The organism is Streptococcus rifensis (assembly GCF_053203525.1).
This window is the reverse complement of sequence record NZ_JBRUCW010000009.1, coordinates 1-25,859: the sequence shown is the minus strand read 5'-3', so window position 1 is coordinate 25,859 and position 25,859 is coordinate 1. Positions and strand designations below refer to the sequence as shown.

At 43.0% G+C, this 25,859-nt stretch carries 29 protein-coding genes; 4 read left to right on the top strand and 25 right to left on the bottom strand.

Annotated features, from left to right (window positions below; translation table 11 throughout):
- Positions 1-6 precede the first annotated feature (6 nt).
- The 6 genes from ACVRYP_RS06600 to rplK all read right to left on the bottom strand — a co-directional run bounded on the left by ACVRYP_RS06600 (position 7) and on the right by rplK (position 4,636).
- Positions 7-507: a GNAT family N-acetyltransferase gene (locus ACVRYP_RS06600; protein WP_447467950.1), complete on the bottom strand. Its 501-nt coding sequence runs from the start codon at positions 505-507 to the stop codon at positions 7-9.
- Between the two features lie 54 nt (positions 508-561).
- Positions 562-1,119: a ribosome recycling factor gene (frr, locus tag ACVRYP_RS06595; RefSeq protein ID WP_447467949.1), complete on the bottom strand. Its 558-nt coding sequence runs from the start codon at positions 1,117-1,119 to the stop codon at positions 562-564.
- A gap of 18 nt (positions 1,120-1,137) precedes the next feature.
- A complete protein-coding gene (gene pyrH / locus ACVRYP_RS06590; RefSeq protein ID WP_447467948.1) occupies positions 1,138-1,863 on the bottom strand; it encodes a UMP kinase in 726 nt (241 codons plus the stop codon).
- A 90-nt stretch (positions 1,864-1,953) separates the two neighbouring features.
- Positions 1,954-3,330 carry an MATE family efflux transporter gene (locus tag ACVRYP_RS06585; RefSeq protein WP_447467947.1) on the bottom strand — a complete coding sequence of 459 codons (1,377 nt, stop codon included), beginning with the start codon at positions 3,328-3,330 and terminating at the stop codon, positions 1,954-1,956.
- 98 nt (positions 3,331-3,428) lie between these two features.
- Positions 3,429-4,118, bottom strand: coding sequence for a 50S ribosomal protein L1 (rplA, locus tag ACVRYP_RS06580; protein WP_447467946.1), 690 nt, complete (start codon positions 4,116-4,118; stop codon positions 3,429-3,431).
- 92 nt (positions 4,119-4,210) lie between these two features.
- Entirely contained in the window at positions 4,211-4,636 is a 426-nt protein-coding gene (gene rplK, locus ACVRYP_RS06575) for a 50S ribosomal protein L11 (protein ID WP_447467945.1), read from the bottom strand.
- Between the two features lie 148 nt (positions 4,637-4,784).
- On the opposite strand from rplK, the gene ACVRYP_RS06570 reads away from it, so the two are divergent.
- The gene (locus ACVRYP_RS06570; RefSeq protein ID WP_447467944.1) at positions 4,785-5,138 is read left to right on the top strand and encodes a DUF3397 family protein; all 354 of its coding nucleotides are present in this window, start codon (positions 4,785-4,787) and stop codon (positions 5,136-5,138) included.
- A gap of 59 nt (positions 5,139-5,197) precedes the next feature.
- Here ACVRYP_RS06570 and gloA2 read toward each other — a convergent pair whose 3' ends face one another.
- The 3 genes from gloA2 to ACVRYP_RS06555 are packed head-to-tail and all read right to left on the bottom strand — an operon-like array spanning position 5,198 to position 8,519.
- Positions 5,198-5,584 (bottom strand): SMU1112c/YaeR family gloxylase I-like metalloprotein, encoded by a 387-nt coding sequence (gene gloA2, locus ACVRYP_RS06565; RefSeq protein ID WP_447467943.1) that lies wholly within the window; start codon positions 5,582-5,584, stop codon positions 5,198-5,200.
- A gap of 3 nt (positions 5,585-5,587) precedes the next feature.
- Positions 5,588-7,963, bottom strand: a complete 2,376-nt coding sequence (locus ACVRYP_RS06560) for a DNA translocase FtsK (RefSeq protein ID WP_447467942.1) — start codon at positions 7,961-7,963, stop codon at positions 5,588-5,590.
- A 22-nt stretch (positions 7,964-7,985) separates the two neighbouring features.
- Complete coding sequence (locus ACVRYP_RS06555) at positions 7,986-8,519, bottom strand: hypothetical protein (RefSeq protein WP_447467941.1); 534 nt, start codon at positions 8,517-8,519, stop codon at positions 7,986-7,988.
- Positions 8,520-8,668: 149 nt separating this feature from the next.
- On the opposite strand from ACVRYP_RS06555, the gene ACVRYP_RS06550 reads away from it, so the two are divergent.
- Entirely contained in the window at positions 8,669-9,454 is a 786-nt protein-coding gene (locus ACVRYP_RS06550) for a peptidylprolyl isomerase (protein WP_447467940.1), read from the top strand.
- 68 nt (positions 9,455-9,522) lie between these two features.
- On the opposite strand, the gene ACVRYP_RS06545 is transcribed toward ACVRYP_RS06550, so the two are convergent.
- The 7 genes from ACVRYP_RS06545 to ACVRYP_RS06515 all read right to left on the bottom strand — a co-directional run bounded on the left by ACVRYP_RS06545 (position 9,523) and on the right by ACVRYP_RS06515 (position 16,482).
- Complete coding sequence (locus ACVRYP_RS06545) at positions 9,523-9,879, bottom strand: PTS glucitol/sorbitol transporter subunit IIA (RefSeq protein ID WP_447467939.1); 357 nt, start codon at positions 9,877-9,879, stop codon at positions 9,523-9,525.
- Positions 9,880-9,904: 25 nt separating this feature from the next.
- Positions 9,905-10,906 (bottom strand): PTS glucitol/sorbitol transporter subunit IIB, encoded by a 1,002-nt coding sequence (srlE, locus tag ACVRYP_RS06540; protein ID WP_447467938.1) that lies wholly within the window; start codon positions 10,904-10,906, stop codon positions 9,905-9,907.
- Between the two features lie 20 nt (positions 10,907-10,926).
- Positions 10,927-11,469, bottom strand: coding sequence for a PTS glucitol/sorbitol transporter subunit IIC (gene srlA / locus ACVRYP_RS06535; protein WP_447467937.1), 543 nt, complete (start codon positions 11,467-11,469; stop codon positions 10,927-10,929).
- Between the two features lie 24 nt (positions 11,470-11,493).
- The gene (locus ACVRYP_RS06530; RefSeq protein ID WP_447467936.1) at positions 11,494-11,973 is read right to left on the bottom strand and encodes a transcriptional regulator GutM; all 480 of its coding nucleotides are present in this window, start codon (positions 11,971-11,973) and stop codon (positions 11,494-11,496) included.
- Entirely contained in the window at positions 11,973-13,847 is a 1,875-nt protein-coding gene (locus tag ACVRYP_RS06525; RefSeq protein ID WP_447467935.1) for a BglG family transcription antiterminator, read from the bottom strand. The genes ACVRYP_RS06530 and ACVRYP_RS06525 overlap by 1 nt, the downstream gene beginning before the upstream one ends.
- Before the next feature lie 15 nt (positions 13,848-13,862).
- Complete coding sequence (locus ACVRYP_RS06520) at positions 13,863-14,663, bottom strand: SDR family oxidoreductase (protein ID WP_447467934.1); 801 nt, start codon at positions 14,661-14,663, stop codon at positions 13,863-13,865.
- A 469-nt stretch (positions 14,664-15,132) separates the two neighbouring features.
- Positions 15,133-16,482, bottom strand: coding sequence for a glucose-6-phosphate isomerase (locus ACVRYP_RS06515; protein WP_447467933.1), 1,350 nt, complete (start codon positions 16,480-16,482; stop codon positions 15,133-15,135).
- A gap of 203 nt (positions 16,483-16,685) precedes the next feature.
- On the opposite strand from ACVRYP_RS06515, the gene ACVRYP_RS06510 reads away from it, so the two are divergent.
- Complete coding sequence (locus ACVRYP_RS06510; RefSeq protein WP_447467932.1) at positions 16,686-17,342, top strand: HAD family hydrolase; 657 nt, start codon at positions 16,686-16,688, stop codon at positions 17,340-17,342.
- Positions 17,339-18,016 carry an HAD family hydrolase gene (locus ACVRYP_RS06505; protein WP_447467931.1) on the top strand — a complete coding sequence of 226 codons (678 nt, stop codon included), beginning with the start codon at positions 17,339-17,341 and terminating at the stop codon, positions 18,014-18,016. The genes ACVRYP_RS06510 and ACVRYP_RS06505 overlap by 4 nt, the downstream gene beginning before the upstream one ends.
- Positions 18,017-18,195: 179 nt before the next feature.
- Here ACVRYP_RS06505 and ACVRYP_RS06500 read toward each other — a convergent pair whose 3' ends face one another.
- The 9 genes from ACVRYP_RS06500 to ACVRYP_RS06460 form a co-directional block, all read right to left on the bottom strand.
- Positions 18,196-18,888 (bottom strand): 5'-methylthioadenosine/adenosylhomocysteine nucleosidase, encoded by a 693-nt coding sequence (locus ACVRYP_RS06500; protein ID WP_447467930.1) that lies wholly within the window; start codon positions 18,886-18,888, stop codon positions 18,196-18,198.
- A gap of 8 nt (positions 18,889-18,896) precedes the next feature.
- The gene (gene macP, locus ACVRYP_RS06495) at positions 18,897-19,202 is read right to left on the bottom strand and encodes a cell wall synthase accessory phosphoprotein MacP (RefSeq protein WP_447467929.1); all 306 of its coding nucleotides are present in this window, start codon (positions 19,200-19,202) and stop codon (positions 18,897-18,899) included.
- On the bottom strand, positions 19,195-19,755 hold the full coding sequence (locus tag ACVRYP_RS06490) for an NUDIX hydrolase (RefSeq protein WP_447467928.1): 561 nt from the start codon (positions 19,753-19,755) through the stop codon (positions 19,195-19,197). The genes macP and ACVRYP_RS06490 overlap by 8 nt, the downstream gene beginning before the upstream one ends.
- A 127-nt stretch (positions 19,756-19,882) precedes the next feature.
- The gene (locus tag ACVRYP_RS06485) at positions 19,883-20,671 is read right to left on the bottom strand and encodes a DUF2705 family protein (protein WP_447467927.1); all 789 of its coding nucleotides are present in this window, start codon (positions 20,669-20,671) and stop codon (positions 19,883-19,885) included.
- On the bottom strand, positions 20,668-21,501 hold the full coding sequence (locus ACVRYP_RS06480) for an ABC transporter ATP-binding protein (protein WP_447467926.1): 834 nt from the start codon (positions 21,499-21,501) through the stop codon (positions 20,668-20,670). Before ACVRYP_RS06480 ends, ACVRYP_RS06485 begins: the two co-directional genes overlap by 4 nt.
- Entirely contained in the window at positions 21,494-21,949 is a 456-nt protein-coding gene (locus ACVRYP_RS06475) for a DUF3021 domain-containing protein (protein WP_447467925.1), read from the bottom strand. The genes ACVRYP_RS06480 and ACVRYP_RS06475 overlap by 8 nt, the downstream gene beginning before the upstream one ends.
- On the bottom strand, positions 21,939-22,391 hold the full coding sequence (locus tag ACVRYP_RS06470; protein ID WP_447467924.1) for a LytTR family DNA-binding domain-containing protein: 453 nt from the start codon (positions 22,389-22,391) through the stop codon (positions 21,939-21,941). The genes ACVRYP_RS06475 and ACVRYP_RS06470 overlap by 11 nt, the downstream gene beginning before the upstream one ends.
- Positions 22,392-22,640: 249 nt before the next feature.
- The gene (glmU, locus tag ACVRYP_RS06465; RefSeq protein WP_447467923.1) at positions 22,641-24,020 is read right to left on the bottom strand and encodes a bifunctional UDP-N-acetylglucosamine diphosphorylase/glucosamine-1-phosphate N-acetyltransferase GlmU; all 1,380 of its coding nucleotides are present in this window, start codon (positions 24,018-24,020) and stop codon (positions 22,641-22,643) included.
- Positions 24,021-24,444: 424 nt separating this feature from the next.
- Positions 24,445-25,859, bottom strand: a 1,415-nt coding sequence (locus ACVRYP_RS06460; protein ID WP_447467922.1) for a hypothetical protein, incomplete at its 5' end; no start/stop codon positions are given.

Genomic DNA, 25,859 nt, shown 5'->3' with positions numbered 1-25,859 from the left:
TCATTTCTATAACATACGCTTGGCAACCAAAACAGGGTGGCCCTCTAAACTTTCCTTTTCCTCGATGAGCTCAAAGTCATTTTTCAACCAGAACTGTTCTGCCTGAGAATTACCCTTGACCCAGCCTAGCCGCACCTCCTGATAGCCTTTTTGTTTTAGATTATAGCAGAGCTCCGCAATGAGTTGACTTCCCAAACCTTTACCTTGTCGGGCAGCCGATAGCATAAACAGCCCCAACCAAACAATTTTCACAGTGGGATAGGCAAACACCAAATCAATCACCGCTATTGGCTCTTTTCCTTCCATCACTAGAAAGAATTGCTTATCTTCCAACCCTTTATTAGGAGGTAAATAATCAATCGTTTCCCAGAGACTATCCTTAGTCACAAAGGGAGGACAATAATGATAATAAAGAGGATTTCCTGCACAAATGTCGTATGCTAAATCAATCGACCTCTGATCAGTAATTGGCAAGATATCATAACCTGATAAACATAGTTCATTCATGCCCGTTCTCCTTTATGCGAAAACAGAGCCAATCTTTCAACTGACCCTGCCTTTTTAGACTTCCAGTAATTCTTTTTCCTTATTTGCTGTCATGTCATCGATGTGTTTGATGGCATCGTCTGTCACTTTTTGGATATCTTTTTCAAGACCCTTTAACTCATCTTCAGTGATTTCTTTTGCTTTTTCCTGCTTTTTGGCTTCGTCCATAGCATCGCGACGGATATTACGGATAGCAACTTTAGCATTTTCGCCCACTTTTTTTACATCCTTGGCCAATTCCTTACGGGTTTCTTCGGTCAAGGCTGGAATCACCAAGCGAATCACAGAACCATCAGAGGCCGGTGTGATGCCAAGGTCAGAAGCGTTGATTGCCCGTTCGATATCTTTAAGAGAGCCTTTATCAAAAGGAGATACCAAAAGTACCCGAGCCTCAGGAATCGTAATCGAAGCGATTTGATTGAGCGGCGTATCGACACCGTAGTACTCAACTGAAATACGGTCCAAAAGGCTAGCGTTGGCCCGACCGGCACGGATGTGGCCAAATTCGCGGGCCAAACTTTGGTGGGATTGGGTCATTCTTTCTTGAGCTTTTTCTACAATAGCGTTTGCCATGAGTCATCCAACTTTCTTTTATTTTTTATTTGAAACAGTTGTTCCGATAGGTTCACCAAGAACAACCTTCTTAATGTTACCAGGTTCATTCATATTAAAGACCACAAGGTCAATATCATTGTCCATGGATAGGGTCGCCGCGGTTGAATCCATGATTTTAAGCCCCTTATGAATCACTTCCACATGTGTCAACTCTGAAAACTTGACAGCGTTAGGATCCTTCTTAGGATCGGCGTTATAGACCCCATCCACACCATTTTTGGCCATGAGAATGGCTTCAGCATCGATTTCTGCGGCGCGAAGGGCTGCCGTTGTATCTGTCGAGAAGTAGGGTGAGCCTGTGCCTGCTGCAAAGATAACGATACGGTCTTTTTCTAAGTGACGAAGGGCTCGCCCGCGGACGTAAGGTTCAGCTACTTGGTGCATGGCAATAGCTGTCTGAACTCTGGTATCGACCCCTACTTGCTTGAGACTGTCTGCCATGACAAGGGCGTTCATCACTGTTCCCAGCATACCGGTATAATCTGCTTGAACCCGATCCATGCCAACTTCTGCAGCAGGCTCTCCACGCCAAAGGTTACCGCCACCGATAACTAGGGCTATTTCAACACCTGTATCATGAACTTCCTCAATCTCACGAGCAATTTTTTGAACCGTTGGGATGTCAATGCCAACTCCCTTGTCCCCAGCCAGCGCTTCACCAGATAATTTAATCAGTACACGTCTATATTTTGGTCGAACCATCTTACTCTCCTTTTTTCATCTTTCTTATTCTATCACATTTGTAAAAGAATTTGTAGTGGTGGCTTTATTTTTTGAGTTATAAGGGGAAAATTAGCCCTGACCGTTGACTAAATAGTGGCCCATTTTTTGATATTCCTTAAGCAAGAGATAGCCTGCCAATAAAAAAGCTGTCAAATCAGCAATCGGAATGGCAATGACTAGACCTTCTACACCAAAGAGTAAAGGTAGAAGTAAAAGCAAGGGAATCACTAATCCTACTTGTTTGAAGATGGAGATAAAAGCTCCTATTTTGGCTTTTCCAATAGCTGGGAAAAAGGTTGCTGAAAAGATTTGAATCCCATTAATGACTGATACTAGAAAGAAAATACGCATATAGCGAATCCCAAATTCAAAATAGAGGTCAGAACCTGATCCAAAAATGCTCAAAATGTTTTTAGGAAAGAGTTCAAAACCAATCCAACAAACAAGAGAAACGATACTAACTGCTTTTAAAGCAACTTGGATGGTCTCACGCACACGATCAAAATTTTTAGCCCCATAGTTATAACTCAAGATAGGTTGGGAGCCTTGGACGATCCCGATGACAATTGCGATTAAAATCACGTTAACTTTGGCAACAATCCCGGCCACGGCAATGGGAATATCTGCACCATACTGAGATAGTTCACCATAAGTTTTCAGCGCATTATTAGTGACGATTTGAACTAAGACATTAGATGATTGATTGATAAAAGAGGCCACTCCTAGTGAGCAGACCGTGATAAACATCGACCAATCTGGAAGAAAATCACGTCTCTCAAAAGTAACAGATTTAAAGCGTCTAAAGTACATCATCAAAATCGATGCTGAAAGGGCCTGACTCATGACTGTCGCCCAAGCTGCTCCGGCAATTCCCCATCCAAAGACGAAAATAAAGATGGGATCCAGAATCGTATTTAATACGGCTCCTGCAATAATGGCCGCCATCGAATACTTGGCTGCACCATCAGCCCTAACCAGCGGATTTGTGCCCAATGAGAATAAGAGAAACGGTATCCCAAGACTTGTGATGCCAGTATAAATCTTAGCATATTCTAAAATAGAATCAGTTGCACCAAAACTGATGAGCATCGGCTCAAGAAAGAGCCGCATGATGAGGCACATTGCAATCCCTATAATCAGTAACGTTGAAGCCGTAGACCCTGCCGCCTTCTTAGCCAAGTCAGGATTTTTTCTCCCCAACTCCAAATTGAATTTGGAAGCAGATCCAAGCCCTAACATGAGTCCTACTGCCAGACAAATAGTCGTCAGCGGAAAAGCTATATTAGTTGCAGCATTCCCTAGATACCCAACACCTTGACCGATAAAAATCTGATCAACAATATTGTAAAGGGCATTAACAATGTTGGCAACAACAGCTGGAATAGCTAATGATCTTAACAATGCGGGTATAGGTTTTCGCCCAAATGGGTGCTGTTCTCTATCCATCTATTCTCCTTTTTGACCTGATAATACACTTCAATGAGCAAAGAGAAAACGGAGCCATATGAACCGGCTTCCGTTTTACTAAAATGTTACGCTTATGCTTAGAATGAGTTCGTATCAACCTTGATACCCACACCTTGAGTAGTTGTGATGGTCAAGCTTGTGATGTAAGTCCCTTTAGCAGTCGCTGGTTTAGCTTTAACGATAACATCGTTGAAGGCTTTGAAGTTTTCAACCAATTTGTCTGCGTCAAATGACACTTTACCGATGATAGCTTGCACGATACCAGCCTTATCAGCACGGTAAGTGATTTTTCCACCTTTTGATTCTTCAACTGCTTTTGCAACATCCATGGTTACAGTACCAGTTTTAGGGTTTGGCATGAGGTTGCGTGGACCCAAAACACGACCGAGACGACCCACAAGAGCCATCATGTCTGGAGTTGCGATTACCACGTCAAAATCCAACCAACCGTCGTTGATTTTTGCAACGAGATCGTCTTCACCTACAAAGTCTGCACCAGCAGCTTTAGCTTCTTCAGCTTTAGCACCGCGAGCAAAGACCAAGACACGTTGGGTTTTACCTGTACCGTTTGGCAATACCATTGCCCCACGGATTTGTTGGTCAGCTTTACGAACGTCGATGTTCAAGTTGTAAGCAACTTCTACAGTTGCATCAAATTTTGCAAAGTTAGTTTCTTTTGTAAGAGCTACAGCTTCTTCTACGCTGTACGCTTTTGTGCTGTCGATTTTTTCAAGTGCAGCACGCATTTGTTTGCTTTTTTTAGCCATGTTTTAATTTCTCCTTGTAAAGTGGTCCTATCGATTTTCATCTCCCACATCACTCAGTGTTATGATGAAGTGAGCGGGTCTAGGGGCTACTGTTAGTCAGTAACAGTGAATCCCATAGAGCGAGCAGTACCTTCGATCATACGCATCGCTGACTCAAGATTAGCAGCGTTTAAGTCTGGCATTTTTGTTTCAGCAATTTGTTGTACTTGCGCACGTGTCACTGAAGCAACCTTAGTTGTGTTAGGGGTGCCTGAACCTTTTTCAACACCTGCAGCTTTTTTCAAAAGAACAGCAGCTGGCGGTGTCTTAGTGACAAAATCAAATGATTTGTCTTCATAAACAGTGATAACAACTGGAATAATCATACCAGCTTGATCAGCTGTACGTGCGTTGAACTCTTTAGTGAAGCCCATGATGTTAATCCCCGCTTGACCCAAGGCTGGACCAACTGGCGGAGCTGGAGTAGCTTTACCGGCAGGAATTTGAAGTTTTACAAGTTTTTCGACTTTTTTAGCCATGATATAAAATCCTCCTATTGTGGTTTTGGCGGTAATGAAAGATTTTTACCTCCCACAAGTATGTGAATATCACATACCTTTCTATTCTACACTATTTTTTTTGATATTTCAAGTTTACAAACCTAATTTTTTGGATTAAAATAGAGATATGTTATTCCTTAAAATCATTTCCGTTTTATTCTTATTTTTGGGGTTTCCTTTGGCCATGGCGATCACAGGACTTTTTCGCTTGCGCCATTTTAAAATCGGGGTCCCAGATATTGCCCTGCCACTCTACGCCTTGGCCCTTTATGTCGTCAGCGCCCAGACCTTTTACCACAGTCTATTGGCCCTCTATAGTCTCCTCTTAGCTCTTTTATTGCTGGGAATTACTATTTACTACTTGCTTAAAAAAAGAACGATTCGCTTTCAGCGCATCTTTAAAGTTTTTTGGCGACTGAGTTTTCTGCTGACCTTTCTATTCTATCTGGCCTTGGTCATCTACATCCTCATTTTTACATAAATTGAAAAAAGCGCAGCTCGCTTTCTTATCGGAAATCGATCTGTGCTTCTTTTATTTGTTCATTCATGTATTTCTAAGGGCAGACCATCTGGATCAAAGAAGAAAGCCATGGCCTTGCCATCAAAGTCATCATAGCGAAGCCCTTGATGGGGAATACCACGTTTGTCAAACATTTCCAGATAGGCTGCTACGGAATCCACCTTAAAGGCTAGATGCCTAAGACCCGTATGCTCTGGCTGGGGAAGAGCCGGTCTAACTGGCGCATCCGGTTTGATAAAGAGTTCTAGCACCAAATCACCTTGACCGACATTGATAATGGTGTCTCCCTTATCAGGCCTAGGATATTCTGAAATCACTTTAAAACCAAGCAAGTCTACATAGAACTGCTTGGTTTTTGTGTAGTCTCTGCCTATGATGGCAGTGTGATGTGTCTGATTAAACTTCATAGCTTATCCTTGCTGCAAGACCTTGCGTGGCTTGGTCCCTTCTGCTGGACCGATGACACCTGCTGCTTCTAACTCTTCCATCAGTCTCGTTGCTCGGTTAAAACCGACTGACAACCGACGCTGAATCATGGATGCGCTCGCTTTTTGAGTTTCTAAAACTAAAGCTTTAGCTTCCTCAAAGAGAGGGTCTCCCTCACTACCACCAGAACCCATATCTGCATCATTCTCAGAGACTTCACCTGGGTCAAAGGCTTCATCGTAGTCTGCCTCAGCCTGATCTTTGATAAAGTTGACAATATCTTCAACTTCTTCATCAGAGATGAAGGATCCTTGGAGACGACTGGAGTGGTTTTCATCAATGGGCTTAAAGAGCATGTCGCCACGTCCTAACAGTTTTTCCGCCCCGTTTTCATCCAAAATAGTCCGAGAGTCAGTACCACTAGATACTGCAAAGGCGATCCGGCTAGGCACATTGGCCTTGATGAGACCGCTGATGACATTGACCGATGGACGTTGGGTTGCCAGAATCATGTGAATCCCTGCCGCCCGCGCTTTTTGCCCGATACGGATAATAGAATCTTCCACTTCTTTGCTGGCAACCATCATGAGGTCCGCCAACTCATCGACAATCACAACGATCAGGGGCAGCGGAATGTGTTTTTCCTGAGAGTGTCGGTTCCACTCTTCAACCTTGGCATTGTATCCTGCAATGTTGCGGACACCAAAGCGGCTGAAGAGTTCGTAGCGGTTTTCCATTTCATCGACAACTTTTTGCAGGGCCCTGCTGGCCTTGCGTGGGTTGGTCACAACGGGAATCAAGAGATGGGGAATATCATTGTAGACAGAGAGTTCGACCATCTTTGGGTCGACCATCATGAACTTGACCTGATCCGGTCGCGCCTTCATGAGAATACTGGCAATGATGCCATTGACCGCAACGGATTTCCCTGAACCGGTTGATCCGGCCACCAAAAGATGGGGCATACGGGCTAGATTAAAGGATTTGACACTGCCGTTAACGGCTTTTCCAAGCGGAATTTCAAGCAGGTTGTCAGGGTCTGTCTTAGCCTGCTCCCAGAGCTCTCTAAAGCCAACGGTGGCAATCTCAGAGTTGGGCACTTCAATCCCAATGAGGGATTTGCCTGGAATCGGCGCTTCAATGCGGACATCTTTGGCCGCAAGGGCCAAAGCTAAGTCATCTGAAAGATTGGCAATGCGGTTGACCCGAACGCCTGTAGCTGGTTTAACCTCGTACTTGGTGACAGAAGGTCCGATTTCAGCCCGTTCAACCGTCGCCTTAATGCCAAAACTTTCAAAGGCAGCTTCTAACTTTCTAATATTATCTCGGACAATTTTCTTCTCACCCAGTTGGTTTTTAGGTTTTACTGGAGGGAGGAGGTCGATGGTTGGGAGCTTATATTGGAGTTGCGCTTTTGGTGTAAAGTCTACCAAGACTTCGCCGTCATCTTCAAAGGCTTCAGGATCCGCAACGTCACTTATTAGCTCCTGATCGGTCTCTTGGTCAAAACCTGCTGGCGCCTCCCAGTCCTCGTAATCGTCATAGACTGGCTGATTGAGGCTAATCTCTGGCTGAGGTTTAGGTGATACTGCCTTTTCAAATCCTGGAGGAAGAATCTCTCCTGTCTCCAAGTCAATTTGCCGTGATAAGTCTGAGTCACTTTGGGCCAACTCCTCTTCAGATGGCTCAGAATCTTCTAGAAGCTGCGCAGCCTCAGCCTTTCTAGCCTCAGCTTTCTCTTCCCGAATGACGGCTTTTTCTGCCGACCACTGTCTATAGCTCTGCCATTTCCCCAAAAGGAATTGGCTGACATCATAAAGACTCCAAGGGCTCATAGCCAAAAGACCGCCAAGAGTCATCAGAACCGCAAACACATAGGCGCCAACATTGGCAAAGAGTGTCGCCAAGAATTTATGCAACACCCCTCCTAGAAGGCCACCGCCTGCAAAATAACTAACCTTAAATTGACGCAGGTCCTGAGATAGGTGAGCCCAAAGGGTCGTCAAGGCATCGCCATTAGGATTTTGCGTCGCAAAATAGGCCTGGAACCCAAGTGCTAGACCTACAAAAAAGAGCAGGAAGCCCCAAAAAATGTGACGGTTTCTGCGCAGCCATTTAAAGCCAAAGAGGTAGAAAACAATTGCTCCAATCGCAAGGTAAGCCAGGCTTCCCACCACCATACGCATGAGGTTATACAAGGTGACTCCCATTGCTCCTAGGCGCAAGGCGGCAAATAACAGAATGAGGGTCAAAACAAAGCTAATGACCATTCGATTTACAGCTGCCTGCCGAGCTTGTTCTGCCTTAGTTGGCCGTCTCGTTGTCTTTCCTTTTGTTGATTTTTTCTTTTGTTGTACCATTGAGGATTGTTACTCTTTCTACCTAAAATTTTTTCTTGGGATGACGGTCAACGACCGCTTGATGATTAGCCAGGGCCTTTTGGCCTTTACCCGTTAAACCATAGCCTCGGATATCAAAATAGCTTGCTAACGCAACTTCGGTAAGATGTGTTTTGATGAGGTCATCTAGTTCAGCTGATCTATATTTTGAAAGCCCTGAAACACCAGAATCCTTTAAAATTGTCTTTTTGACAGTTGCTGTGATATGGTCCAACGAATCCACGGCCGTTTCTTTTAGGATATAACCCTCTGTCTCCAGTTTTTTCAAATGCGTTTGCCCATCAATCCCATAGGTATATTCGAGGTATTTTGGCATCACACTATCTGTCGTAAAGGTCCCAAAGGCAATGCGCCACAGCAGGATGATATCGCCTGCTAAAAGACCATCCTCTAACGGTTCCATGTTTCGTCTTGGAACAGGCTTAAATCCAAGAGTTTCTTCGGCTAAATCTCTTTCTGGAGAGATATAGGGCTTTACAGGGTAGTCATCATAATAAGTCGTTTGTTTATCAGCCATTTTCGTATCTTTTCTAAAACAGTTACCCTCTATTATACCACAGAAATCCACGGCTCTACAAATCAATGATATGGAATGCTTTCGGCGCTTGGTTTCGATCTTAGATTATGGTAGAATAAGGGCATTACTGAGAATCGAAAGGAATCTTTATGAAAAAATTTATCCCCTTTGTCTTAGCAACAACCTTATTTTTAGGGGCCTGCAGTAAGTCCTCTGACCAAGAAACGTCAACATCTTCCTCAACCTCCCAAAGCAGTTCCTCTTCTGATACAAACGCCTTATCCGCCCAGTATGCAGAAGCTTTGAAAGCAGATTCGTCCGCTTTCCCACAATTATCTGAAACAGTCGCTGATAATGAGGCCCAAGTCATTCTCCATACAAGCTCGGGAGATATTTCGATTAAACTGTTTCCTGAGTATGCGCCGTTAGCAGTTGAAAACTTCTTAACGCATGCAAAGGCCGGTTATTATGATGGGGTTATTTTCCACCGAGTGATTCAGGACTTTATGATCCAAGGGGGAGACCCACTAGGTAACGGTACTGGAGGAGAATCTATCTGGGCTGGCAAGGATGACAGCATCGATAGTGGCCGAGGATTTGCCAATGAAATCTCTGCCTACCTCTACAATATCCGTGGAGCCCTTGCCATGGCCAATGCTGGGGCAGATACCAATGGTAGCCAGTTCTTCATCAATCAAAATACCCAAGATTTCAGCTCTCGACTAGACCCAGAAGGATTCCCAGCGCCAATCATTGAGGCTTACAAAAACGGTGGCAATCCTTCCTTAGATGGCGGATACACCGTCTTTGGTCAAGTCATTTCAGGAATGGATGTTGTGGATAGTATCGCTACAACTGATACGGACGACAGTGACAAACCGATGACCGATATCACCATCAACAGCATTGAAATTGTCAAAGATTATACATTTTAAGCCAAAAACCATCCCTAAATTTTGGGGGATGGTTTTTAACATTTAGAATTTGCCTTTGTTTTCTAAAATTATTGAATGACTATATGGGTCCCTACAGATATTTTCGGTAAATCCTTAGCCTTAACGTGGATAGTTCCAGGAAGCTCCGGATCAGTTTTCCCATCAAATTTTACAGTAATGTGGCCAAGGGAGGCTAGATTTTTTTGAGCGACAGAACCAACGGCAGTTATGGGATATGCATCATGATCAAAATAAATTGTCTGGCCTGGCTTGATTTCTTCATTAATCGGATTAACTATGATAGTGTAACACATGTCTGCCAGCATGTCCGGCGCTTTGTCCCCGAACAAAATAATCATTGACTCTGACCTAAATAGTTCCGCTTCTGGCCCGATAGCAGTTACGCTTGTTTCAAAAATCGTCATTTTCATTCATCCTTTATTATTCATCCTACTGGTAAAGACCAAAACTAGCCAGCCAAGCAACTATGACACGCGGTACTCCACTCAAGAAACGTGAGTAAAGAACAGATGGCACACCAACTTCAACCGTTTCAGATTCAGCTTCTGATAAACCTAGAGCAACCGGAATGAAGTCACAGCCATTTTGCGTGTTGATTGCAAAGAGGGCTGGAAGCGCCATTTGTGGCGGAATATTACCTTTCCCAATTTCAACCCCGATGAGGGTACCGATGATTTGCGAGATAACTGCACCAGGTCCGAGCAGCGGTGAAAGAAATGGAAGTGAGCAGATGAAACCAATGATAACCAAGCCCCAAACATTACCGGCAAGTGGCACCATGAGTCTAGCAATCCAGTTTCCGATACCAGACCCATTGATAACCCCAATCAAAAGGGAAACAAATGCCATGAAGGGTAAGATGGTGTTAAGCATGGTTTGAATCGCTTCACGCGCTGCCTGATTGAAAATGGCAACAACTTTACCGGCTCCCATACCGATACGAGCAATAAAGCTCTTTTCCGCCCGCTGCTCTGTAATTTTTTTACTAGTATCATAGGTCCCTGTTTTAGGAGTTTCTTGAACGGTTTTTACAACCTCTGCTTGAATACCTGCGCTATCATCTGCTGGGGCGATCTGATCTACACCAACTGCTGATACATAAATATCTTCAGTAATGTACTGGGCCAAGGGTCCTGACTTACCAGTCGCGACAATGTTGATCGTTGGAATGCCTTTTTTAGGATAAATACCACAGCGAAGGGTACCGCCACAATCCACAATCGCCAAGGCAATTTCTTCATCCGGAATTGATGTTTTGAAACCATTCACCGCTTCCATGCCTGTTAAAGAGGCAATTTTATCTACGATATCAGGCTTTTCGCCGCCCCCTGTAATATAAATAAATTTGTGTTTTTCTTCTGTCGGCGTGATGACAAGCGGTCCGCCAAATCCGCCGTTCCCTTTAACAACTTTTATACTCTTATAAGCCATGATTTTCCCCTCATTCTTTCTTAGTTTAATGCTCTACTGAGTGTTACGCCTTGGTGTTTGCATACCCAGGCTGTTGTAAAGTCCGTCATCCAACCTGCCAAAAAGTTCATGACAATACCGACAAGCATGTAACGAATAGCCAAATCCATAGTACTCAATCCCAGTGTTTCAATACCTGAGGCAATACCAAGCCATACGAAGAGCTCACCCGGATTGATATGGGGAAAAACTCCATTTGAGGTATGGCAAAATTGCATTTGCGACGCTACATAGCTTGGTTTGTAAAACTCTGGCATGAAACGCCCCATTGAAATGGACATAGGGTTACCCAGCATAAAGGCCGAGATAAACGGCAAAATCATATAGCGGCTGACCGGGTTTTTAGCCGATACCTGGGCCAATTTGTTAACCTTTTCCTCCCCTAGGAGGGAAATCAAAGCATTCATGGCTACTAAAAGCATCAGTACAACGGGTACGATCCCAGTCATCCAAGAGATGAAGGTTTCAGCACCAGATTGGAAAAGGCTCATAAAGCCCTCGGCAAATTTAATAACGAAATCCATAATAAACTCCTTTTATCAATAGTGTTATGGTTTTTTAAACTGTAATTTCAAACGCGACAATAACATCTTAGCATGGAGACCAACATCTATGCCTGATGCATACTTAGGCACATCCTTATAGGCGCCAGCTTCCGTACGGAGAAAGATTTCTCTCGCGTCTTCAATTGCTATTCGCAGTAATTTATTTTCCTGACGAACGATCGGATTATATTTATCAAAATAATGGATGTCCTGTCCAATATAGACAGGCATGTCCTTGAATTGAGCCAGAACGGTTACGCCCTGCATTTTCTTAGCTACTAAGACAAGGCCAGTCTTATCAATCGCAAACATGACAATTGTACCAGATTGAATTTTTCCTGCACGACGACCAATAGCCACCCTACCTTTTTTTCTTAACATTTGGTACGTTTCATTAAAATGTTTCAATTGCCTATAGCCTAATAAGAATTGTCCAAGGTAGGCTAAAATCACACTTACGCCAAAAATAACCCAAACTGACATTAAAATACTCCTCTTTTTTTGGTTAAATCTTTAAAAGATTTTTCACTCTTTAATCCTCTAAGTTCATTTCTCAGCTCTTGATCAATAGCTACACGAAAAATGTCATCATATAGTTCTAACAGTTCCTCTTGGGATTTTTCTGAAAGCTGCGCTGGAATCCCAACCATAAATATAAACAACACTTCACCATGCTCCGTTTGCAAAGGAAATTCTGGTATCCCTAACATCAAGAAGGGAGCCGTTCCATGCTCATTTATCGTGTGCGGAAAAGCTATTCCCCCTCCAAAAATAGTTGATTGATTAGCTTCTCTAGACAATATCCCTTTACGAAAGCTTTCCCTTACTATTTTTCGATCAATTAATTCATCCACCATAGTGTTCAGATAAGCTTCGTAATTCTTTTCGATGTTGAGTTTTGTAAACATCAATCTTAACGTTTCAAGATTTTTTTGGTGATAAAGTCTTGCTTTTTGCCATTCATCCCTTAGCCACTGTTCGTCAAATAATTTTGTCAGATGAATGATTGGCGTTTCACTTTTTGTAAACTTAAGAGGGATAGTTGTGAAAATGGCAAAGTAACTTTTTAAATCCTCTTCTGAAAAGGCTTCCTCAGTATATCGTGAAATCTCTATATCTCCACCAAGAACACGTCTCAGCTGACGCATGATGATATTAGCTGTTCCATGGCCAGTCGTGCAAACAACAGCAATGTGTTTGCCTGCCATTCCTTCTTGACCGTAATCTTTTCGAAAAATACTTTCAAAGTAGAGAGCTAAATAACTCACTTCAACCAAGGAAACCTCATACTGATAGTAATTTCCAAGTAAGTCAGCAGCCATTCTTGCGACTTCAAAAGCTAAGGGATATTTTTCTTGGATTTCTCCCATAAAAATATCTTCTGTCTGAACTCTGAAAATCAGGCGATTGATTAAAAAATTGAGATGAGTCTTCATATCGTCATAAAGAGCATCGCTATCAAACGTTAAAGCAAAGTGTTCGCTCACCTTCTTCGTCATATGGTTAAAAACTTTTCGTAGTTCTTTATTTTCTTTTTCCTCAGAATAGTTGAGGTTCTCTATATACTGAATGCTAAGCGGTAAACTAATGAAGTCTATTTCATATTGGCTTAAACTGATTCGGTGGGAAGTTTCTAGCTGATAACACACCTCGTCCAACAATGCTGTACCATTAACCGGATTATGATAATGTTCAACAGGGCCAATCATATTGTTCTGCTCTTTTATTCTTAGACTAGCAACACACAAAGTCTTAACCAGCAGATCCCTTACCTTCAAAGGAATACGGTACTTGATAGACAGGGTTTCTACGAACATCTCTATCTCTTCTTGATTATCGTATCCAAAATATTTGTATACTTCATGAATAAAAAGCAGGCGAAGATCTAATTCATCTCCATAAAGTTCCAATCCGCGATTGGGTATTCCAATAATACTTACTCTATAATCTTTTGCCAGCTGTTTTGCTTTTTTAAGGTCTTTGGCAATCGTCCCTCGGCTGACATCCAACTCTTCAGCGAGGTCATCTATAAGTAGCGGAGTCTTTGACAGGATTAAACGTTTTAAAAGAAATCTAGATCGTTTACTAGATGAGTTAAAGTCCGTTTCCTTTCTCAATTTCCCTAAGAGAACACGTTCAAATCCTTCGTAATCACGAATGGTCAACTCTACTTTCCCCTGCTCCTGGACAACAACAAGTATATCAGACAAGGTTTCGTTAAGCTGTTCTATGCTTTTTGCCAGTGTATGAGCACTGATTCCTAATGCTTTTTGAAGCTCATTAAAGTGTAAGAATTTGTGATGAACAAGACTATCTAATATTTGATACCATCTATTGACCAAAGTCAAATCCCTCACCCCTTACCCTATCGTTTATCCGCGTGTCTTCCCACCAGCTACATTAGTGGTTATTCCTGTGATGTAACTAGATCGGTCTGATAAATAGTAGGCAACCAGATCGGCAACCTCGCTAAGCCGGCCGCTGCGTCCTAGTGGTGTCGTACTTGTTGAAGAATAACCTGCTCGAATCTCATCAACTGTTTTGCCTCTTGTATAGCCAAGAGCTTCCTCATACGCTAAGGTCCGTAAGCCTGTTTCTTCCATAATTCCTGGTGCTATGCCGACGACGCGTACACCATGTTTACCAAGTTCCTTAGACCAAGATCTTGTATAGCTATATACTGCTGCCTTGGTTGCTGCATAAGCACTTTGTCCTTCAGAACCCTCAAGTCCTGCTTCTGAAGCCATATTAATAATGACTCCTTTACCTTTAGCTACCAAGATTCTTCCAATCGCTTGGCTCACTAAATATAATCCTTTTTGGTTAATAGCCACAATGCGGTCAAAAACGTCGTCGTCTAATTCATATTGACCATGAGGTTCATTGGGATCAACAAGTAAGCGGGGAACATTAATGCCCGCATTGTTAACAACTCCATCAATCGTTCCAAAACGGTCTATGACTTTTGCCACTCCTGATTCTACTTCTTGACGAGAAGTCACATCAACTGTTACAAACAAGTAATTCTTGTGAGCTATATCATTATTGATGATATCAAAATTAGCTACTTGAACACCTAATTCTAAAAGTCCATCTACAATCGCTTTGCCAATTCCAGATGACCCGCCAGTAACAACCACTGTTTTTCCTTTAATTTTCAGCCAATCTGCCATGAGAAAAACTCCTTTTTTATTTGATAACCGTATTATAAAACGGTTTCAAAAAATAATTAAGACAGACTTTTTAAGCTTTAATCCAAAAAAACTAGACTAATTCTCAATATGGCCTAGCAAAAATGAGGGCGATAGGCAAACTATTAGAAAAACGACGGCCCTTAGTAACATGGTGCTGAACTCGAACTTAGTGCAAGCATTGACCAAAGGATTTTCAAACGACTTTGCTCTCGTCTAATGTTGATTTTTATGGCCTATCAACATTAGACGAAGAGATATAAACCATACAGGAACACGGATAGTCAACGTCAACAATACTTCATGAGACATTCAAAGAATTTCGCATCACTCATACCTGCTTAGTCTGTTTTAGATAGCTCTGATTTTGACTGACTATGAATAATGCCTCAATAGTTTGGACATGGCTATCATCATTCAAAAAGAACCACTACTGTGATTCTTTGTTGAATTATAATCGTGCATTTAACTCAGCTGCCAAATCTTCAAAGCCTGGCTTACCGAGAAGTGCGAACATGTTTTTCTTGTAGGCTTCCACACCTGGCTGATCAAACGGGTTAATACCAGTTAAATATCCTGAAAGGGCAATCGCAATTTCGAAAAAGTAAATAGTGTATCCCAAAGTGAATTCATCTTGAGAAGGCAGGGTTAAGTGTAAGTTTGGAACACCGCCATCAGTGTGAGCTAAAAGGACACCATCCGTGGCTTTTTTATTAACAAAATCAACATCTTTACCCTGAAGATAGCCTAAACCATCCAAATCTTCTGGTGTTTCTGGAATAGTAATGTTCTTGCGAGGGTGTTCGACACGAAGAACTGTTTCAAACAAGAAACGCTGGCCCTCTTGAATATATTGACCAATTGAATGGAGGTCTGTTGAGAAATTAGCAGAAGTTGGGTAGATGCCTTTTGAATCTTTCCCTTCAGATTCACCGGCTAATTGCTTCCACCATTCGCTAAAGTATTGGAGACTAGGCTCATAATTAGCTAAAATCTCTGTATGATAACCTTTTCGGTAGAGAATGTTGCGGACCGCGGCGTACTGATAAGCTTCATTTTCTGTTAATTGATCAGACGCATAGGCTTCACGTGCCGACGCCGCGCCAGCCATCAATTGGTCTATATCTGCCCCTGAAGCAGCAATTGGCAGAAGTCCAACAGCAGTTAATACGGTAAAGCGTCCACCAACACTATCAGGAACGACAAAAGTATCCCAATTATTGGCATCTGCTTCTACCTTGACAGCGCCTTTTTGACGGTCAGTCGTAGCGTAAATACGGTTATTCGCCTCTTCTTGACCATACTTTTGCACTAAAAGGTCTTTGAAAACCCGAAAAGCAATGGCAGGTTCTGTGGTTGTCCCTGATTTTGAGATAACATTGACAGAAAAATCCTTATCCTTGACATAATCCACCAAGTCAGCTAAATAATTAGAAGAAATTGAATTTCCAGCATATAAAATTTGTGGTGCCTTCCGCTCTTCTTTAGCCTGTAGGTTAACAAAGGAATTATTCAAAAAGTCAATAACTGCTCGCGCACCGAGATAAGAGCCACCAATCCCAATAACGATTAAAACATCACTATCTGACTGAATTTTAGCGGCAGCTTTTTTAATTCGTTCGAATTCTTCCTTATCGTAGTTTACCGGCAGGTTAAGCCAACCTGTCATTTCTGAACCAGGTCCCGTGCCTTCACGCAGAGCTTTATCAGCAGCTGAAACCTGCGCTTGCATAAAGTCAAGTTCATGCGGGGCAATGTACTTCTCTAATGTTTTAGAATAATCAAATGAAATGTGCGGCATAATTGTCCTCCATAGTGAAACTTTTGCTCTCGCTTTCTATGATATCGCTTTATCTTTTTTTTTTCAATCATTTTATTTATTTTGCTACCTTTTTCGCAATCATTACCATTCATCCATTGCTTAACAATCTCTCAAACATACGATAATACTTGAAAATTAATTTGAAATCCTTTACAATAACTAAAAGTAAAAAAGGAGTCCATATGATTAAAGCAATTATTTTTGACATGGATGGTGTCATTGTTGACTCGGAATATATTTTTTTAACAACCAAAACTCAGATGCTCTTAGACAGGGGCATTGATACTGATGAAAGCTACCAGTACCAGTTTATGGGGACGACCTTCGACCATATGTGGCAGGTCATGAAGGAGGAAAATGGGCTAACTGAAAGCGTCCCTGACCTGATTGCTGAGATGAATGAGCGCCGTGAAAAGATGATTAAACGTGACGGTGTCCGAGCTATCTCTGGCGTTCAAGAGCTGATTAAGTCCTTGAGGGACAACGGCTGGCGTTTAGGAGTTGCCTCATCATCTCCTAAGCATGAAATCTTATCAAACCTCAATGCCTTAGGCCTATCTGATGCCTTTGAAGTCAAGATTAGCGGTGAGGAAGTAGCCCATTCCAAGCCTGCCCCTGATGTTTTCCTACGAGCTGCTGAATTGCTTGGCATCCAGCCTGAAAACTGTCTGGTTTTTGAGGATACGAAAAATGGCAGCCTAGCTGCCAAAGCTGCTGGAATGGTCTGTATTGGTTTTGCTAACCCTGACTACCCTGCTCAGGATTTAAGCGCTTGTGACTTACTGATCAACAATTATAACGATATCTACGACTACCTAGAAAACTTGGAGAATAAATGACCAAATATCTGATTTTTGATATGGATGGTGTCATTGTGGATTCGGAATCCGTTAACATCGCTAATGAAATGGCTGTTTTAAGTCAAGCTGGGATTGATCTTTCTGAATATAACCCCTACCAATACCTAGGCATAGCCTCTGTTGCAATGTGGAAAGATTTGAAAGATAAATACTCCCTTCCCCTTCCTGTCGGCGATTATGTCAATAAAGTTGATCGGCTGAAAAAGGACATCCTGCAAAGAAAGGTAATTAAACCTATCAAAGGAATCCATCAATTTCTCAAGTTCCTGTCCACTAACCATTTTAGACTTGCAGTTGCTTCATCATCCAAAAAATATGAAATAGAAACCCTTTTAGAAAGCGTCGGAGTAGATCATTATTTTGATGTTCTCGTCAGTTCTGAGGAAGTGGCTCACTCTAAACCTGCTCCTGATATCTTCTTAAAAGCCGCTGAACAGCTTGGGGTTTCTCCTGAAATCTGCTACGTCATTGAAGATAGTCAAAATGGCTGCCTAGCTGCCAAGGCTGCTGGGACGACCTGCATCGGCTTTGCCAACCCAGATTATCCTGCTCAAGATTTAAGTGCCTGTGATTTAGTGATAAGCAACTATAGTGAACTCGAACAATACTTCCGTCTCCTACTCAACAAAAATCAAAATCAGATTAGACAATAAACCTTAGATGGCTGAAAAGATCTGGGTAACTTTTGAAGGCTGGAACTAGGCTAAATCTCATACGTACAGCAAGTTAAGTCAATGACGTAGACTAAGGTTTTCAAAGAGTGTTAGGCGATGGCTAACTAACGATAACGAGAACAAGATCCCTGGTTGAACTTTCAATCAGGGATTCTTTTTTATATTAAGGTTTCCAAAAAGCGAATAAGCACTTGGGCTGAGCGTTTGCCAGCCTCGATGACAAATTGATCGAAACTGATATTGGCATCGTGACTTGCCGTATCACTCATAGCACGGATAACAAGGAAAGGCTTCCCAACACTGTGAGCAGCCTGGGCAACGGCTGCGCCTTCCATCTCAACAGCTAACACTTCTGGGAAATATTCCTTAATCTGGTCGATTTTATCTTGACCTGCAATAAAGCTGTCACTGGTCGTGATTAAACCAACCGCTGAAGTCAGCCCAAAGGAAGACAGAATTTTTTTCATTTCAGCGATAAAGTAAGGGCTAGATTCAAAATACAAGGGCTGAGCAGACATTTGACCATAAGCGTAACCAAAAGCAGTCAGATCCACATCGTGGTAGGCTAAGCGCTCAGCCACCACCACATCGCCAACTTGCAGGCCTTCAGCCACCGCACCAGCTGACCCGGTATTAATGACAGCATCCACCTGGTAATAATCTGCCAGAATCGCCACACTCATAGCTGACATGACCTTACCAACACCACTTTCAACCAAAACCACTTCATGACGGCCGATATGCCCGCTGTGGTAAACCTTGCCTAAGTGTAACTGCTTTTGCCCGCCCTGCAAGACCGCTAACAAAGTCTTGAGTTCCTCTGGCATGGCAGCGATAATTCCAATTTTCATGACAACTCCTAAAGATAAAGAATAGCAAGGACCAGTGCAATGCCCAACAGAACCAAAACCAGTAAAATCTGATTCAGTTTACTTTGAAAGAGGCTACGTTTTTCGTTCTCAATCCGCCGAGACTTGATAATACTAGGTTCCACATGAATAGGCATGGTCTCGTCCATATCCTGCTGAGCTTGGCGCAAGCGCTCCAGATCCCTGCGGTCAAAATGGATTTCCTTGGTCGCCTCATCTTCTCCAGACCAATCAGCATAATCTTCTCCACGTTCTGCACGACGAATGATATCATCAGTTAATAAGGGTTTACCCATGAAGATTACCTCTCTTTAACTCATAATACTGAATGGCCATAATTGTTTTAGCATCGCAAATATCCCCAGACTGAATCGCTGCTTTAGCTTCCGCCAAGGTTAACTCAAAGAGTTCAATCGTCTCGTCCGCATCCTGCTCACGCGGGTTCTCGACCTTGGTCAAGTTCTCCGCCAGGTAGAGCCGAATCCGTTCATTGCAAAAACCGATGGCTGAGTAAAAATCATACAGAAGCTCCAGCTCATCCGTGGCGTAGCCTGTTTCTTCTTCCAATTCCCGAAGGGCTGCCACTTCTTCGCTCCCTGCTTCACCGACCTCGAGCTTCCCTGCTGGAATCTCTAAGCTAACCCGCTCAATGGCCTTACGGTATTGCTTGACCAAGATCAGCTTGCTATCAGGGGTAATGGCAAGGGTCGCCACCGCTCCCTTGTGGAACACTAATTCGCGCTGAGCCTGACCCAGACCATTTGGCAATTCGACCTCATCGACGGCCACGGTGAAGATATGACCCTTAAAAATCTCTTGACGCGACAGCGTTTTTTCTTCAAAATTCATGAGACACTTTTGCTCCTCTAATTACATCTACTTTTGATTCTACTACAAAAGCAGCAAAAAAGCCATTCTTCACCCACTCTCTCACTTTCCCACAGAAAAAATCCCGCCCTGGCGAGATTTTTTACAATTAAGCCTGAATATCACGACGCCGCATAATGGCAAAGGCAGCTACGAGCGACAGTAAGATCACCAAAATAGCAGTGCCAACCAAAGACCAGTCCAAGTCCGTCTTGCTGAAAACATCTGCTCCGCTGGCATAATAATAGGGCGTCAGGTATTTGAGCTTATCCAAGTCAGGGACAATACGCACCATCAAATCCATAGCATAGAGTAGCAGGGTCAAGCCTAGGGCAGCTCCCATCTGTTTGCGGTGGCTGAGGCTGGAAATGAGGAAACCGATTGTCATCAACTCGACCTGCATCAAAAAAGCGAGCAAGTGATAGCCGACAAAGTGGTCATAGGAAAAATCCATTTTCATTTGCCAAATCGCTAGAAGCTCAAAACCAACACAAATCAGATTAAAGCATAGCAAGGCGATGAGCAAACTGAGGTATTTCCCAAAAATAATCCGAGTGCGGCTGTGGGGCAAGGTATAGAGAAACTCACTAGTGTGGCCTTCTTCTTCCTTGGAAAGGCTGCCTGCCCCCAGCATACTGGCAAACAGGCCTGCACCAAGCCCAAACATGAGCGCGATCTCCGTTGCAAAGTAGCCATCCAGCGTCGCTAAGCTCACCTTATCAAGCCCCAGAGCCTTGGTCATCTCGCCCATATTGGCATACATGTCCGCTACATTGGATAGGCTACCCTCAACACTCTTATATAGAATGATACAACCCCAGCAAATGAAGCCCACAGAGAGCGACCAAATCATTAAGCTTTTGAAGGTTTGTTTCAGTTCGTGCGTCACTAAAATCATTTTGCTCCCTCCTCGTAATAATGCATAAAAAGCTCTTCTAGCGTTGGTTCTTCCACCAGAAAATCATCAGGTGCTTCCGTGACTAATCGCTCCAACAATTCAGCACTAGTCCCATTATAGGAGAAACTCTCTTGCTGACCGCCTTTCCATAAGGTCACTCGTTTGTTTTGACTGCGGGTCAGGTTTTCTACGGTGTCGATAGTAAGGATCCGCCCTTCCTTGATGATTGCCAGACGGTCGCAATTGTTTTTAACCTCTGACAAGTTGTGGGACGACAAGAAGCAAGTGCTGCCGGCTGCGCAAGCCTCCTTGACCAGACTGAAAAAACGTTCCTGCATCAGGGGGTCAAGACCTGAGGTCGGCTCATCCAAGATGAGCAGCTGAGGCTTGTGTTGGAGCGCACAGACGATGGACACTTTCTTGCGATTTCCCAGAGACAGGTCTTGAATCTTCTTATCTACAGGCACTTCTAAAATACGACAAAGCCGTTTTGCCTCTTGACTGCAATCCTTGCGGTGAGATTTGGCAGCAAATGCAATGACATCCTTAACCTTCATCTGAGGGTAAAACATGGCTTCCGATGGCATATAACCAATCTGGTTCAAGCATTCTGTCAAGGATTCATAGCGATCATTAAACAGGTTAAACTGACCCGAAGTCGCCTTGATTAGACCTAAGAGACAGCGGATAGTAGTGGATTTACCAGAACCATTGGACCCTAAAAAGCCAAAAATCTCGCCTTTGTTAACCGTAAGGGAAACATCCTCTATCCCCATATGTTTGCCGTAATATTTCCTGAGCTGGCTAATCGCAATAATCGTTTCAGACATCCTTCTTCTCCTTTCCTTGTTTATAAGTCTTCAACAGCTGGTTGAGCTGTTTACTGTCAATATGGCGTTTTATTTTGTTGGCAATAAAGATTGTCAAATACTCTAGGGCAACGAAAGTTGCAAAGTAGAATGCCACGTCCCACCTCTGGTCAAACCAATTTAACCATTGGGCAAATAAAGCATAGAGCCCCGAACAAACCAGTAGTCCTAAGAGTTTTCTTCCTTGAAGACGATCTGCTTCGTCAAAATTATGAAAAATAAAGACCTGAATTTGTGCAATTCCATAGGCAACGAGGACCATTTGAATCAGAACAAGAATGTCAGCTGTTGTTCTACCCTGAATAAGCTGATAAGCAGCGTAAAAAAAGTAGACACAGAAACAATAGATTGCCGTTTTGTATTCGATGGCAATTTCTTTACTCAAAAAATTTTCCCACTTAGTCTTCATTGCCTGCTCCTTCCTCCAAAATCTGTCGTAATGCAGCCGCATACTTACGTGAAATCAACACCTCTTCGCCATTGTCTAAAGTGGCTTGAAGGCGACCGAAGGCTTGACTTTTAAAGCTGACAATGCGGTAGATATTGATAACCATAGCCTTGGCTGAGCGAAAGAAACCCTTTTTACCATATGCATAGACCAAATCCTTAAGGGTCTGATTGACCTGATAAACAGCATCTTGTGTGTAGGCAAAGCTTTTGCCATCAATCGATTCAAAATACAAAATGGCTTCGACATCTAGGTAACGGATCCCCTCCTCATCACCGACCGCCAATCTATTCTGCCCCTGACTGAGCAAGTCGCTTATGGCTTGGATGGTGACATTCATCTGATGATAGCGGATGACTACTTCTTCCTCCCCATCCGTTATCTTTTCTAGTCTTAACTTCACTCCTGGCCTCCTTTTAGACTATTATAGCAGAAAAACCTTACTTAAAAATCCCTCCTTAGATAAGATGCACAAAGCAGCGATAAACTGCATTTTTCCATATAAAAAGAGGCTGAACCGCTCGTTCAGCCCTTTAATAAGTATGAGATAAAATCCAACCAGCGTAGCACTACTTGGTGGATTATCTGGAAAACACCAGAGCAAGTGACTCCTGTCGCAACGCCTAAAACGTAACCACTTTCTAATCAAGTCTTATTGTCTATCTGGGTGATGAGGCTTATCCTTAGCATAATCTTCTTTGTTGACCTGACGGCCACGTCCAAGGGCGACTGCATCATCTGGAACATCTGTTGTAATGGTAGATCCTGCTGCCACAAGGGCATTTTTCCCAATACGGACTGGGGCAACAATGGTCGAGTTAGACCCTACAAAAGCATTGTCATCAATCTCTGTTGGGAATTTGTTTTGCCCATCGTAATTAACTGTAATGGTCCCTGCACCGAAGTTAACGTTGCTTCCGACCTGCGAGTTACCGATATAGGTCAAATGACCTGCCTTAGTGTTTTCACCGATAGTCGAGCCCTTGATTTCCACAAAGTTCCCGATGTGGGCATCACGCTTGATCAAGCTACCTGGACGGATATGGGCATAGGGCCCCATGGTCACGCCATCGGCGACTTCTGCTTCTTCAATAACAGAGGCAGTGATAACCGTATTTTTGCCAACAACGCCGTCGACGATGTAGGTGTTATTGGTCAAGAGCGAGCCTGAGCCAATCCTGGTTTGGCCTTTTAAGGTCACGTTTGCTTCAATGGCCACATCTGCTTCAATTTCAACATCAATGTCAATGTAGGTCGCAGCGGGATCAATAAAGGTCACGCCATTGACCATGTGCTGGCCATTGATGCGCTGACGCATGACTTTTTCAGCTGTTGCTAAAGCCAAGCGGTCATTGACCCCTAAGCTTTCATTAAAGTCCTGAAGCTTGTAGGCACCAACCTTGCCTCCGTCTTGACGGAAAATAGAGATGACGTCTGTCAAATAGTACTCTCCTTGCGCGTTGTCCGTATTGATGTTTTTAAGGGCCGCAAAGAGAGCTTGGTTATCAAAGAGATAAGTCCCTGTATTGATTTCTGTAATCTTTTGCTCATATTGGTTGGCATCTTTTTGCTCAACTATCTTGACTACTTCTTCCTTGTCATTACGGATAATCCGGCCATAGCCAAAAGGATTATCAGCTTGAGCGGTCAGAATCGTGGCCACATTTTTATGGCTAACGTGGTAATCAATTAACTCTTTAAGGCTCTCACCAGTAATCAGCGGTGTATCTCCTGCAATGACAAGGGTTTGGCCTTGGGCATCTAAAAGTTCTGGCTCTGCCATCATCACCGCATGACCTGTCCCCAACTGCTCGGCTTGCTCGGCAAAAAGGGTTTTGCCCTCAAGGACTTGCTGGACCATTTCTCCTTTATGGCCGACGATGGTCACGATTTTTTCAGGTGAAATGGCTTGAACCGCACGGTAAACGTGCTCCAACATGGAGATGCCTGCTACCTTATGAAGGACCTTTGGAAGGTCAGACTTCATGCGGGTTCCTTTGCCCGCTGCAAGTATAATTGCGTAATTTGACATGATTTTTCTCGATTCTTATTGATTAACCTAGAGAGTGTTTATTTTATATGAGTAGAAGTATAGTCTAACAATAAACAAAATTCAGGTGTTTTACCACTCCCTATTATAGCATAAATCAAAAACAATGTTGAGACATACTTTCCTCAAACCAGTAATAACCCAGCTAGCATATGCAGTCTTGACAATCAGATCTTTTCACCCCGTGCTTCCACTCATATTTTGGACCTATCTTTTTGGAGGGAATACATTATTTAAAAAGTCTCCTTGACTTCAATCACATAAAAGCCACTGAGAGAGAGTTTCTTGGAAGAAACGAAACTTCTTAATCTCTCGGTGGCTTAGGGTAGCCTAATATCTCCTCATAACCGACCAGTTATAAAGGAAGTTTGATAAGTAATATATGACAGAATCATTGAGAATGATGTTACTTGATTAAAGAAGGAACCAGAGAAGGTGATATTGTGGCGCCTGCTCGTCCTATATGACCCAAACTATTCAACACACCTATACCTGTAGCAGTAGGCCCAAGGCCCTGCCCACGTGTGGCAACTGCAGCTCCTACAATACCTACTTGCAAAGCAGTACCCTGTGAATCTGTTTTCTTGGTTGTTGTTTTCGAATTTGTTACCCCATCTATAGTTTTGGTCTCAGTTGTACCACTCACAACTCCAACTAATCCTTCCTGAAGGGGGTTCCCCCCCGCTTTAAGACCAACTATATCCTGTCTTTTACTATCTCCCCAACTGACACTGCCTTCAATTTTAGGAAGAACATCGAGACTCAATCGTGGGTTCGCTGAATACTTCGAACCACTTGGACTTGTGTATTCCGCCTCCAGAGAAAGTCCTTTATGAAAATCAGCTCCCACTAAAATACCTTTGGTTTTATCCTCATAAGTTACACCCGTAATCTTGTTATTGATTGTATTAATAGTAAAAGGATGATTGGATTTCTCCGTGATCTCTTCACTCACTTCCAAAGAAGAATATCCTGTCAATTGGCTTCCTACTTTACTCGAAGACTTTGTTTCCGTTATGGTCGTTTTAATCCCCACATTCTCTTTCCATCCTTCTGGCAATGCTGAATGTAGATCTGAAACTGAGATAGTTGCGCTCTGAGGATTGATAGTGGAAACATTTGACTGCTTTGTAACAGAATTTTTAGAAATGAATTGTGCAGTTTGTTTAAGACTCGCGCCTGGCAACTCTATTTTTTGAGAAGGCACCCTTGTGCTATTGGAAAGGTAGCTTGGCACATTGTGTACCTCCTCCGGAGAAACTGTTACTGGTCCAGCAAACATATTTTGCTTGTAATTCTCAAGATCAAGGGAGCCCGGCTCAATGCTATCAAGTTCAAAAATAAGATTTTCAACTTTTTCATATTCTCCCGGTATTATAGAAAAAGACTGAAGAGGGCTTGATGAAATTAATGGGGTATCTTGTAAGTCGTCATCGATGACAGCATAAGTCCAGCCAGATGGACTCAAATCATCTACTGATAAACCACGTTCAAGGCTAGGATTAGCTTTGTCTACTTCAGTGGCAACGTGCCCATTAGGATTGACTTCCTCAAGAGTCCATCCTTCTGAAATGTCTGTTATAACGGATCCAAAATCGTCTAATTCAGCCTCTATATCAAAAATAGACCCAAAATTATCAAAGCCAAGATCAAGAGTCAAAGAGTCAAAATCTGAAATAACAGCCGTATCAGGCGTAAAATCGTCAGCTGAAACATCCTCTATAGAAGCTTCAAAGTCTGTGGCTGACGCCAAGGAATCAAAATCTGAAATAACAGCCGTATCAGGCGTATAATCGTCAACTGAAACATCCTCTATAGAAG